Source organism: Rhizobium sp. O111, assembly GCF_055616315.1.
This window is the reverse complement of the sequence record NZ_JBSHXL010000004.1, coordinates 293,282-304,191: the sequence shown is the minus strand read 5'-3', so window position 1 is coordinate 304,191 and position 10,910 is coordinate 293,282. Positions and strand designations below refer to the sequence as shown.

The window sequence follows — 10,910 nt, the reverse complement described above, 5'->3', positions numbered from 1 at the left end:
CTCAAAACCCATTTCTTGCCAGTGGCGATATTTTTCGCGAAACTTCAAAAGTTCCGCCACTGGCAATAAGCGTCGATTCTGGATTTTGAGCAAGAGCTTTTTGGTTAACGAAAGCTTAACGCTCAAGAAAGAAGGCGTCCAACGCAATCAATTTTTAGCCGTAGAAACATTGCCTTAGAAAGCACGTCACTCCCACAGGTTCATGGTCTGTTTTACTGTGAATCCTACAACCGCCTAACCGAATTGTTGCGGGAACAAGGCTGCTTTCGCGGAAAAGGGGACGGTTGCGCCGCGACTCACTCCAATCGGGCTTGTAGGATCCTACAACTACCACCCGAATCTGTTCCGTGCTGATTTCCCCGCCGACCAATATCCGACGGAGAAATTCATGCAGATTCTCGCGATTTCCAAACCGCGAAATATTCAAGAAGCTCGGCTTCTCCACCGCCATCATCAGCTACGTGCGCGCGTTTTTGCCGAGCGCCTGGGCTGGGAGGTCAAAGTCGTCGACGGTCAAGAGGCGGACGCCTTTGACGCTCTTATGCCGACCTACGTTCTCGCAATTTCCGACGGTGGCGCCGTGACTGGTTGCGCCAGGCTACTCCCGGCTCTTGGCGCGACGATGGTGACGAACATCTTTCCGACGCTGCTGCCGGATGGTCAGCTGAATGCGCACACCGCCATGATCGAGAGTTCCCGCTTCTGCGTCGATACGACTCTCGGGGAGGGTAGGGGAGACGGCTCCGTCCATGAGGCGACCCTGACCATGTTTGCGGGCATCATCGAGTGGTGCATGGCGAACGGCTACACGGAGATCGTCACGGTGACCGACCTCCGCTTCGAGCGGATCCTCGCTCGTGTTGGCTGGCCCCTGCAGCGGCTGGCGGAGCCGAAGAAGATCGGGGTGACCATGGCTGTCGCCGGGACCCTTCCCGCGAATGCAGACACATTCCAACGGCTCCGACCTGCCAACTACCGTTCCGAACTCAGCGCCGTCAGCCAAGCAGCGTAAGAAAGAAAAGCCGTGAACCAGCTTCGATCTCATCCTCGACTTGTCCGCAAACTCCAGGAGGCACTGGGCGACCAGCTCTGCTTTGCGCTGGAAGACTCAACGGTTGTCGAAATCATGCTCAATCCCGATGGCAAGCTCTTCATCGAACGGCTCGGTCATGGCGTCGCGCCTGCCGGTGAGATGTCGCCTGCCGCCGCCGAGATGGTGATCGGAACGGTCGCGCATGCGCTCCAATCCGAGGTCGATACCGAGCAACCAATCATATCCGGGGAGCTACCGATCGGCGGTCACCGCTTCGAAGGGCTGTTGCCTCCCGTTGTCGCCAAGCCGGCGTTCACCATTCGCCGCCGAGCCTCGCGCCTGATCCGGCTCGATGACTATGTGCGCTCCGGCGTGATGACCGAACACCAGGCTTCGACTATCCGCAGCGCGATTTCGTCCCGGCTCAACATCATCATATCCGGGGGCACCGGGTCGGGCAAGACGACGCTCGCAAATGCCGTCATCGACGAAATCGTCAAGTCTGCCCCGGAAGACCGCCTCGTCATCCTGGAAGACACCGCCGAGATCCAGTGCGCGGCCGAGAACGCTGTTCTTCTCCACACCAGCGATACCGTTGACATGGCACGGCTCTTGAAGAGCACCATGCGTCTGCGCCCAGACCGGATCGTCGTGGGCGAGGTCCGCGACGGCGCTGCGCTCACGTTGCTGAAAGCATGGAACACGGGCCATCCCGGAGGCGTGGCCACCATCCATTCCAACACCGCTATGTCGGCGCTACGCCGCCTCGAGCAGCTAACTGCCGAAGCCAGCCAGCAGCCGATGCATGAAGTGATCGGGGAAGCGGTCGATCTCGTCGTCTCGATCGAGCGAACGCCGCGCGGGCGGCGCGTTCGCGACGTCATCCAGGTCGAGCGCTTCGCGGGCGGCCAATACGAAATCGAATCCGACCAGCTTACGGAAGAACAGGAGGCGCGCCATGTCGCGTAGAAACGCATTCATCGCCGCTGTACTCCTTGCGGCACCCATCGCTCTTGCCTCGGTCTCGCCGGCGCTCGCCAGTTCCGGCGGCAGTCTTCCCTGGGAAGGGCCGCTGCAGCAGATCCAGGAATCGATCACCGGACCAGTTGCCGGCGCCATTGCGCTTGCAGCCGTCGCGATCGCCGGCGGCATGCTAATCTTCGGCGGCGAACTGAACGATTTCGCGCGGCGGCTCATGTACATCGTGCTCGTCGCTGGCATCCTGCTTGGCGCCACCAACATCGTCGGCCTTTTTGGCGCAACCGGTGCCTCGATCGGACTGCCCGACGAGCAGACCATCTCAATCAATCAAAGCGGGGAAGGGGAGGGGGCTCATGGCTGAGTCCCTGTCTGGCCTGCAACGCAACCGCATTCATCGGGCGCTGTCGCGTCCGAACCTGCTGATGGGCGCGGACCGGGAGTTGGTGCTGATCACCGGTCTTGCTGCAGTCATCCTCATCTTCGTCGTTCTGACGATCTATTCCGCGCTCTTCGGCGTTGCCGTCTGGATCGTCGTCGTCGGCCTCCTGAGAATGATGGCAAAGGCGGACCCGCTGATGCGACAGGTCTATATCCGCCATGTCTCGTACAAGCATTACTACAAGGCGACCTCCTCGCCATGGCGCCGGTATTGAGGGCAAGCCATGGTTGCTCTGAAACGCTTCCGGGCCACCGGCCCATCCTTTGCGGATCTCGTCCCCTATGCCGGCCTCGTCGACAATGGCGTCCTTCTGTTGAAAGACGGAAGCCTGATGGCCGGCTGGTATTTTGCGGGACCCGACTCCGAAAGTGCTACCGATCTCGAGCGCAACGACCTGTCACGGCAGATCAATACGATCCTGTCGCGGCTCGGGAGCGGCTGGATGATCCAGGTCGAAGCCGTTCGCATCCCGACATTCGACTATCCGTCTGACGATCGCTGCCACTTTCCAGATGCGGTCACGCGCGCGATCGACGCCGAGCGGCGGGCGCATTTCGGGCGCGAGCAGGGGCATTTCGAGAGCAAGCACGCGCTCGTCCTCACCTATCGGCCCCTGGAGTCCAAAAAGACCGCGCTGAGCAAATACATTTACTCGGACGAGGAGAGCCGCAAGAAGAGCTATGCCGACACGGTGCTCTTCATCTTCAGGAACGCCATCCGCGAGATCGAGCAGTATTTTGCCAACACTCTTTCGATCCGGCGCATGGAGACGCGCGAAGTCGCGGAGAGGGGAGGGGAGCGGCTCGCCCGCTATGACGAGTTGCTACAATTCGTTCGCTTTTGCGTCACCGGCGAAAACCATCCGATCAGATTGCCGGATGCCCCGATGTATCTCGACTGGATTGCGACAGCCGAGCTCGAGCATGGCCTGACGCCGAAGGTCGAGAATCGGTTTCTCGCGGTTGTGGCAATCGATGGCCTGCCGGCCGAGAGCTGGCCGGGGATTCTCAACAGCCTGGACCTGATGCCGCTCACCTATCGCTGGTCATCGCGCTTCATCTTCCTCGATGCGGAAGAGGCACGGCAGAAACTCGAACGCACCCGCAAGAAATGGCAGCAGAAGGTACGGCCGTTCTTCGATCAGCTCTTCCAGACGCAAAGCCGCTCCGTCGACCAGGATGCCATGACCATGGTAGCCGAGACTGAGGATGCCATCGCGCAAGCCTCCTCGCAGCTGGTTGCCTACGGCTACTACACGCCTGTCATCGTCCTGTTTGATCACGACCGTGAGGCTCTCCAGGAAAAAGCGGAAGCCATTCGCCGGCTGATCCAGGCGGAAGGATTCGGCGCAAGGATTGAGACCCTCAACGCCACCGACGCCTATCTCGGCAGCCTGCCCGGCAATTGGTACTGCAACATCCGCGAGCCGCTAATCAACACCAGCAATCTCGCCGATCTGGTCCCGCTGAACTCGGTCTGGTCCGGCAGCCCGGCGGCGCCGTGCCCATTCTACCCGCCGAACTCGCCACCCCTTATGCAGGTGGCGAGCGGCTCGACTCCGTTCCGGTTGAACCTCCATGTCGATGACGTCGGTCACACCCTGATCTTCGGGCCGACCGGCTCGGGCAAGTCGACGCTGCTGGCACTAATCGCAGCGCAGTTCCGACGGTACGAACGCGCCCAGATCTTCGCTTTCGATAAGGGGAACTCGCTCCTGCCGCTGACGCTCGCCGCCGGCGGCGATCACTATGAGATCGGTGGCGACGCCCAAGAAGAGGCAAAGGCGCTGGCCTTCTGCCCACTATCGGACCTCGCGAGCGATGCGGATCGCGCCTGGGCAACGGAATGGATCGAAATGTTGGTCGCCCTTCAGGGTGTTGCCATCACCCCTGATCATCGCAACGCGATCTCTCGCCAGATCGGATTGATGGGCAGCGCGGCCGGACGGTCCCTGTCAGACTTCGTCAGCGGCGTCCAGATGCGCGAGATCAAGGACGCGCTTCATCACTACACGGTCGACGGCCCGATGGGCCAGCTTCTCGACGCGGAACAGGACGGCCTTTCCCTCGGCGCATTCCAGACCTTCGAGATCGAGCACCTTATGAACATGGGCGAGCGCAATCTTGTGCCCGTGCTAACCTACTTGTTCCGGCGGATCGAGAAGCGTCTCGACGGTTCCCCGAGCCTGATCGTGCTCGACGAGGCCTGGCTGATGCTCGGTCATCCGGTATTCCGCAGCAAGATCCGCGAGTGGCTCAAGGTGCTGCGCAAGGCCAATTGCGCCGTTGTACTCGCCACGCAGTCGATCTCCGACGCCGAACGCTCGGGTATTATCGATGTGCTGAAGGAATCCTGCCCAACGAAAATTTGCTTGCCGAACGGCGCCGCAAGGGAATCTGGGACGCGCGAATTCTACGAACGGATCGGCTTTAACGAGCGACAGATCGAGATCGTTTCGAACGCCATTCCCAAACGCGAATACTACGTCGTCACCCCCGAAGGCCGTCGGTTGTTCGATATGGCGCTCGGCCCCGTGGCGCTGAGCTTCGTTGGCGCATCCGGCAAGGAAGACTTGAAGCGCATTCGCACGCTTAGTTCCGAACACGGCCGCGACTGGCCGGTTCACTGGCTTCAAATGAGAGGAGTTCACGATGCCGCGTCGCTGCTCAACTTCGAATAGATTCGTCGTCAGTCTGGTGGCTGTAATCGTTGCACTAAGTGCAGCCGCGCCAGCGCGTGCCGGCACCGCCACAGGTGCAGCGACCGAATGGACGCAGGTCCTCAACAATGGAGAACTCGTATCCCTCGTTGGCCAATCCGGCGAGCAAATCCAGAACCAGCTCACCCAGATCAGCCAGCTCGCGCAACAGATCGAAACGCAGCTCAATATCTACCAGAACCTGCTGCAGAATACGGCGACCCTCCCGTCGCATATCTGGGGACAGGTCGAAAGCGACCTCAATCAGTTGCGCAGCCTCATCGACCAGGGCCAGAGCATTTCGTTTTCGATGGGCAATGCAGACGATGTGCTGCAGCAGCGCTTCCAGAGCTATTCAAGCCTCAGGGCCAACCTGCCGGGCGCGACAAGCTTTTCCTCCAGCTACCAGTCGTGGTCCGATACCAACCGGGACACGATCGCCAGCACCCTGAAAGCGGCAAGCCTGACGGCCGATCAGTTCGACAGCGAGGAAGGCACGATGTCCTCGCTACGATCGATGTCCGAGACCGCCGATGGGCAGATGAAGGCCCTCCAGGTTGGGCACGAGATCGCCGCACAGCAGGTCGCGCAGATGCAGAAACTGCGCGGTCTCGTCTCCCAGCAAATGACGATGATGGGGACTTGGCTGCAGACCGAGCAGACCGACAAGGACCTGGCTCAGGCGCGACGAGAGAAATTCTTCAGCGCGACAGCCCCGTCGACGTCCGGCGGCGAGAAGATGAAGGTGGAATGGTGAGAACGAAACTGATCCTGCTCACACTCGCGGCCATCGTGGCGGCCGGCAGCACCGGCATCTGGCTGCTCATCTCCGAAAAGCAGGCTGCGCAGGAGCGTCGCGAACAGTTCTTTGGCACCTCCAAGAAGTATCCGACCTCTGGCGGCGAGAGAATGAAGGTCGAGTGGTGAGCAGATGACGGGGATACCTTTTCAACGGTTCAGGGCAGCGATGCTGCTTGCGACCTTCTGCGCACTGGCGGCCCAGCCAGCCTTCGCCCAGGAAGGCTCGGTGTTAACCTCATTGCAGAGCCAGATCACCACGGCCGCGAAGGGGTGGGAAACCACGGTCATGGATGCGGCGAAATCGTTATTCTGGATCCTGGCGACGATCGAAATCGGCATCGCCGCCGTCTGGCTGGCACTACAGGCCGCATCGCTTGACAGCTGGTTCGCCGAGCTTGTCCGGCGGATCATGTTCGTCGGCTTCTTCGCCTTCGTGTTGGCGCAGGGTCCCACCTTCGCCAAGGCGGTAGTCGACAGCCTGTTCCAGATTGGTGCTGGTGGCGGGACCGCGTCACCAGCCGACGTCTTCAATGCCGGACTCGCCGTCGCAACGAAGATGTCGGAAAAGATTCAGTTCGGTCTTTTTGAGGACAATGCGCTGGCGATCTCGGCTGCTTTTGCAATGGTCGTCGTGGTCATCTCATTCTCGCTCGTTGCAGCGATTTTTGTGTCGGTCATGGTCGAAATGTATATCGGCCTTCTCGCCGGCATGATCATGCTCGGCCTTGGCGGTTCGTCCTATACGAAGGACTTCGCCGTCCGATACCTAGTCTACGCATTCTCGGTCGGAATGAAGCTCATGGCGCTTGTGATGATCTCGCGCATCGGATCGGAAGTGCTGATCGGATTGGCAAACGAACCTGACATTGGAGACCAATTCCAGACGGCACTTGCGATCGCCGGCATTGCGGTCGTCGTCTTCATTGTCGCCATCTACGTCCCGAACATCATGCAGGGCGTCGTGCAGGGAGCTTCTGTCTCAGGCGGAATGGAAGCAATCCGGCACGGTGGGCAGGCCGCGTCCTTCGCCACAGGCGCTGGCTTCCTCGCAGCGGGTGCCGCGGGGACCGGCTTCGCGGCTGGTCAGGCTGCCCGAGCTGCAGGTTCATCCGTCGCCGGCGCAATGCTTCGCGGGATCGGAGCTGGCATCGGATCGGCCGGACATGCGGCAGGCTCGGCCGCCAAGGAGAAGGCCATCGGTTCTCCCGGCGCCTATGCAGGTTCGATCCTCGGTCTTGCCAACGCCAAGCTCGACCAGGCGCGTAGCGGGCATAGCGGACCAAAGCCACCTCCCGAACGCAAAGACTAACCGCAATTAGAAAGTGATGGATCGATGGCAGCGAACCGCGCCCCCGAAAACCCGTACCTCGCCGCACGCCAGGAATGGAATGAACGATACGGCTCTTACGTAAAGGCCGCCGACGCATGGCGCATTGTCGGCATCCTCGGTCTGACAATGGCGGTCATCGGCTTTAGCTATTCGATGTACTTGAGCACTCAGGTCAAATTGGTGCCTTACATCGTCCAGGTCGACAAGCTTGGAACCTCGGTGACGTCAGGGTTCCCCGAACAGATCGAATATGCCGATGTCCGGGTGGTGCGCGCCACGCTCGGCAACTTCGTGACCAGCTTCCGCAGCATTACGCCGGATGCCGTGGTGCAGAAGCAATATATCGATCGGACCTATGCGCTGCTTCGGACCTCCGATCCGTCGACGCAGAAGATCAATGACTGGTTCCGGAGCAACTCGCCGTTCGAGAAAGCGAAGTCCTCGACCGTTGCCATCGAGGTCAACAACATCGTGGCGCTCTCGAACCAGACTTATCAGATCGACTGGACCGAGTACGAACGCGACCGCAAGGGCAAGGAAATCGGCACGCGCCGGTTCCGCGGGATCGCAACGGTCACGCTCACCGCACCGCAGGATGAGGCGACCATCCGTCTCAATCCGATCGGTCTCTATGTCCGGGATTTCGACTGGACAGCGCAGCTTTAAGGGCAGGGGATTTCTCAATGCACAGAACAGGATTGATCGCAGCCGCCGGCTGCTTGGCCACGCTCGTCCTCGCGAGCGGCATCGAGGCGCAGAGCATGACAAACAACGAGGTGAAGGGCACCAACATTTCCAGGAAGTGGCGCGGGACATCGGGGCTGGTGACGACCGGCCCGGATGGCAAGGTCATTTTCCTGTTCGGAGAAACCCAGCCGTCGGTCGTCTGCTCGCCGCTTCAAGTCTGCGATATCGAATTGCAAGGCGGCGAGATCGTCCGCGATGTGCTTGTCGGTGACACGGTTCGTTGGAAGGTCGAACCGGCGACTTCCGGCGCCACGGGCGGGCAGGCGATCCATTTGATCGTCAAGCCGTCGGAACCGGGACTCGTTACCTCGATGGTGGTCACCACATCGCGGCGCACCTACCACATCCAGCTGAAATCCCATCCGAGCCAGTACATGGCGCGCATCGGCTTCGAATATCCGGAGGACGTATCGACCAAGCTCGCCGACATCAATTCCCGGCTCGAGACCGGCGGCATTCCCGGCACGGCGCCCGACAAACTGAACTTCTCGTACTCCGTGAGTGGCTCGGCGCCCTGGAAGCCGAAACGGGTCTATTCGGATGGCGTCAAAACCTACATCCAGTTTTCGAAATCGATCTCGGGGCAGGATGCGCCAGTGCTCTTCGTCGTCTCGGGCGGCCAGAACCGCATCGTCAATTACCGGATGAAGAATGACATGATGATCGTCGACTACGCGGTCGACAAGGCGATCCTCGTCTCCGGCGTTGGCTGGCGCCAACAGAAGATCACCATCCGGCGGGGAGGCTGAACCATGCGCAAGCTTCTCGTCATCATCATCACCGCCACCCTGCTCTCAGGCTGCCAGACAGCCGAGGATGGATTGACCACCAGTTCAACCCCGGTCGCCGTCACCGGCCCAGCCGCTAGCGCCATCGCCGGCGACATGGCGAGCCGCCTCGCCGAGCAGATCGATCCGGCAGGCACGACGACGCTCAAAATGGAAAAGGACACGTCAGATTTCGCGGCGGCGCTCGAGGCGGCGCTGAAAGGATGGGGCTACACCGTCATCACCGACGGCAAGGTAGGGAAGGATGTGAAGACGGTCGAGCTCGTTTATTCGATCGATGACGTCGACGGCCAGGTGCTCGCACGGCTCTCCACGCCGTCCGTTGCCCTTGGTCGGGCCTACACGGCCACGGCGGCCGGCGCCACGCCGGCAAGCCCGCTTTCCATCATGCAACGCAACTGAGGGGAGGCGAACATGGTCCAGTCTCTCCAGCTTGGCGCCTCCAACCAAGCCGACGATCAGAAGGGTATGCGCCGTCTCAATCGGCTGCCGATCATCATCGCCATCATCATCATCGCGTTGTTCGTCGGGGTGGTCGTGGTCGGGCTGTCGTGGCGCGGGCTGGCATTCAATCGGAACAATGATATCGAGAGCGCCTCGAATGCTCCCGCAACCAATTTTGGAGACCAACTCAAACGCGGCGTTACCGACGGCATCATCGGCGAGCCGGTTGAGCGCGAAGCGTTTCAGCCAACGCCCGCCGTCGAACAGAAGGTCGAGAAGGAAACATCTGTTGTCGACCGCCAGTCCGCGGAAAGGCAAGAACGGCGGCCAAGGCTCGAATCCGAAGAGGAATGGAAAGCCCGCCTGAAACGGGAGCAGGACGAACAATATATCCGCGAGGCGCAGCGCCAGCGTATGGCCCGCCTTCAGGCGCGGGCAACGGCTTTGGACTCGCCATTGAAGGTGGATATTTCCGATGTCGAAAAAGTCGCCAACAATTCCAGAGACACGGGCCGGCAGACGACAACTGCGACAGCCAACAATGCCTCCGACCTCTACGCCTCCGCTGTCAAATCAGGGCTGATGGGACAGAACGTCGATCCGAACACCCAGACTTCGAAGCAGGATTTTTTCAATCAGGACATCAAGGATCTCGGCTATCTGCCGAACCGGGTCGTACCGCAGATCTCGCCCTATGAGCTGAAGCGCGGCTCGGTTATTCCGGCCACGTTGATCACCGGGCTCAACTCCGATCTTCCGGGCAGAATCACCGCTCAGGTCAGCCAGAACGTTTTTGACAGCGCCACCGGCTATCGGCTCCTGATCCCGCAGGGGTCCAAACTATTCGGCCGCTACGATTCCAAGGTGTCGTTTGGCCAGGAGCGCGTACTCGTCGTCTGGACCGACCTCATCTTTCCGAACGGATCGACCCTGCAGATCGGCGGCATGGCGGGCACGGATGCCGAGGGATATGGCGGGTTCAAGGATAAAGTCGATCGACATCTCTGGCGCACCTGGGGTTCGGCAGCACTCGTCGCGCTGATCGGAACCGGGATCGACATGTCCATGCCGGAGAGTTCGACGCTTGCGACGCAGGATACGGCGTCCGATGCCGCCAGACGGAATTTTGCTGAAAGCTTCGGTCGCGTCGCCGAGCAGACAATCTCGAAGAACCTGAATGTACAGCCGACGATCCAGATACGCCCCGGCTATAAGTTCAACGTCCTCGTCGACCAGGACATCATCTTTCCGTCGGCTTACCGCATAAACTAAAGGAAACGCCAAGTCTGCAAGAGGTGCAAATCTGCGAGTTGCGCTGGCTGAAGAAATGGTGCCGGATGGTCCTGCTCAACGCAGGAAAGGATAGGCGATGACAGAAATGGATTTTGGCGATTTGCCGGATGACGACCCGGACCTTCTCGAAAACACCGCTTTGCCGAAGCAGTTTATCTCGCGCCTTCGAAGTGCGTTTTACACCCGGCTTTCGGATTTCGACAACATGGACGATATCCAGATGCCACGCGAGCCGGGAATTAACTGGCGTATCATCAAAGCCGTCAGATCCGAGCGGGCGCGTATCGACGCCAAGTGATCTTGCCGCTTGAAAAGCGCTGGCAGTTTTAGGATTTGGGGCCTTGCGTGGGCAAACG

13 protein-coding genes are annotated in these 10,910 nt (G+C 60.2%); all 13 read left to right on the top strand.

Annotation, left to right across the window (positions count from 1 at the left end; genetic code table 11):
* The first annotated feature begins 388 nt into the window (after positions 1–388).
* The 13 genes from traI to ACVTFQ_RS32880 all read left to right on the top strand — a co-directional run bounded on the left by traI (position 389) and on the right by ACVTFQ_RS32880 (position 10,852).
* Positions 389–1,012 carry an acyl-homoserine-lactone synthase gene (gene traI / locus ACVTFQ_RS32940; protein WP_142843339.1) on the top strand — a complete coding sequence of 208 codons (624 nt, stop codon included), beginning with the start codon at positions 389–391 and terminating at the stop codon, positions 1,010–1,012.
* A 12-nt stretch (positions 1,013–1,024) separates the two neighbouring features.
* Complete coding sequence (gene trbB, locus ACVTFQ_RS32935; RefSeq protein ID WP_142843338.1) at positions 1,025–2,002, top strand: P-type conjugative transfer ATPase TrbB; 978 nt, start codon at positions 1,025–1,027, stop codon at positions 2,000–2,002.
* On the top strand, positions 1,992–2,375 hold the full coding sequence (locus ACVTFQ_RS32930; protein ID WP_142843337.1) for a TrbC/VirB2 family protein: 384 nt from the start codon (positions 1,992–1,994) through the stop codon (positions 2,373–2,375). The genes trbB and ACVTFQ_RS32930 overlap by 11 nt, the downstream gene beginning before the upstream one ends.
* Entirely contained in the window at positions 2,368–2,667 is a 300-nt protein-coding gene (locus ACVTFQ_RS32925) for a conjugal transfer protein TrbD (RefSeq protein ID WP_037094117.1), read from the top strand. The genes ACVTFQ_RS32930 and ACVTFQ_RS32925 overlap by 8 nt, the downstream gene beginning before the upstream one ends.
* 9 nt (positions 2,668–2,676) lie before the next feature.
* Positions 2,677–5,133 carry a conjugal transfer protein TrbE gene (locus ACVTFQ_RS32920; RefSeq protein WP_142843336.1) on the top strand — a complete coding sequence of 819 codons (2,457 nt, stop codon included), beginning with the start codon at positions 2,677–2,679 and terminating at the stop codon, positions 5,131–5,133.
* A complete protein-coding gene (gene trbJ / locus ACVTFQ_RS32915; protein WP_142843335.1) occupies positions 5,105–5,908 on the top strand; it encodes a P-type conjugative transfer protein TrbJ in 804 nt (267 codons plus the stop codon). Before ACVTFQ_RS32920 ends, trbJ begins: the two co-directional genes overlap by 29 nt.
* Complete coding sequence (trbK, locus tag ACVTFQ_RS32910) at positions 5,902–6,078, top strand: entry exclusion protein TrbK (protein WP_142843334.1); 177 nt, start codon at positions 5,902–5,904, stop codon at positions 6,076–6,078. Before trbJ ends, trbK begins: the two co-directional genes overlap by 7 nt.
* A gap of 4 nt (positions 6,079–6,082) precedes the next feature.
* Entirely contained in the window at positions 6,083–7,261 is a 1,179-nt protein-coding gene (gene trbL, locus ACVTFQ_RS32905; RefSeq protein WP_142843333.1) for a P-type conjugative transfer protein TrbL, read from the top strand.
* A gap of 24 nt (positions 7,262–7,285) precedes the next feature.
* Positions 7,286–7,948, top strand: coding sequence for a conjugal transfer protein TrbF (locus ACVTFQ_RS32900; RefSeq protein WP_065653658.1), 663 nt, complete (start codon positions 7,286–7,288; stop codon positions 7,946–7,948).
* A 17-nt stretch (positions 7,949–7,965) separates the two neighbouring features.
* A complete protein-coding gene (gene trbG / locus ACVTFQ_RS32895) occupies positions 7,966–8,778 on the top strand; it encodes a P-type conjugative transfer protein TrbG (protein WP_142843332.1) in 813 nt (270 codons plus the stop codon).
* A gap of 3 nt (positions 8,779–8,781) precedes the next feature.
* Positions 8,782–9,219: a conjugal transfer protein TrbH gene (trbH, locus tag ACVTFQ_RS32890; RefSeq protein ID WP_142843331.1), complete on the top strand. Its 438-nt coding sequence runs from the start codon at positions 8,782–8,784 to the stop codon at positions 9,217–9,219.
* 12 nt (positions 9,220–9,231) lie between these two features.
* Positions 9,232–10,533 (top strand): IncP-type conjugal transfer protein TrbI, encoded by a 1,302-nt coding sequence (gene trbI / locus ACVTFQ_RS32885; protein ID WP_142843330.1) that lies wholly within the window; start codon positions 9,232–9,234, stop codon positions 10,531–10,533.
* Positions 10,534–10,630: 97 nt separating this feature from the next.
* A complete protein-coding gene (locus ACVTFQ_RS32880; protein WP_142843329.1) occupies positions 10,631–10,852 on the top strand; it encodes a hypothetical protein in 222 nt (73 codons plus the stop codon).
* The last annotated feature ends 58 nt before the right edge of the window (positions 10,853–10,910 follow it).

What these genes read in the sequence shown, in the direction of transcription:
- trbK (WP_142843334.1), top strand. Translation starts at nt 5,902, where the DNA reads ATGGTGAGAACGAAACTGATCCTGCTCACACTCGCGGCCATCGTGGCG.
- trbG (WP_142843332.1), top strand. Translation starts at nt 7,966, where the DNA reads ATGCACAGAACAGGATTGATCGCAGCCGCCGGCTGCTTGGCCACGCTC.
- traI (WP_142843339.1), top strand. Translation starts at nt 389, where the DNA reads ATGCAGATTCTCGCGATTTCCAAACCGCGAAATATTCAAGAAGCTCGG.
- ACVTFQ_RS32900 (WP_065653658.1), top strand. Translation starts at nt 7,286, where the DNA reads ATGGCAGCGAACCGCGCCCCCGAAAACCCGTACCTCGCCGCACGCCAG.
- ACVTFQ_RS32920 (WP_142843336.1), top strand. Translation starts at nt 2,677, where the DNA reads ATGGTTGCTCTGAAACGCTTCCGGGCCACCGGCCCATCCTTTGCGGAT.
- trbJ (WP_142843335.1), top strand. Translation starts at nt 5,105, where the DNA reads ATGCCGCGTCGCTGCTCAACTTCGAATAGATTCGTCGTCAGTCTGGTG.
- ACVTFQ_RS32880 (WP_142843329.1), top strand. Translation starts at nt 10,631, where the DNA reads ATGACAGAAATGGATTTTGGCGATTTGCCGGATGACGACCCGGACCTT.
- ACVTFQ_RS32925 (WP_037094117.1), top strand. Translation starts at nt 2,368, where the DNA reads ATGGCTGAGTCCCTGTCTGGCCTGCAACGCAACCGCATTCATCGGGCG.
- trbL (WP_142843333.1), top strand. Translation starts at nt 6,083, where the DNA reads ATGACGGGGATACCTTTTCAACGGTTCAGGGCAGCGATGCTGCTTGCG.
- trbH (WP_142843331.1), top strand. Translation starts at nt 8,782, where the DNA reads ATGCGCAAGCTTCTCGTCATCATCATCACCGCCACCCTGCTCTCAGGC.
- ACVTFQ_RS32930 (WP_142843337.1), top strand. Translation starts at nt 1,992, where the DNA reads ATGTCGCGTAGAAACGCATTCATCGCCGCTGTACTCCTTGCGGCACCC.
- trbI (WP_142843330.1), top strand. Translation starts at nt 9,232, where the DNA reads ATGGTCCAGTCTCTCCAGCTTGGCGCCTCCAACCAAGCCGACGATCAG.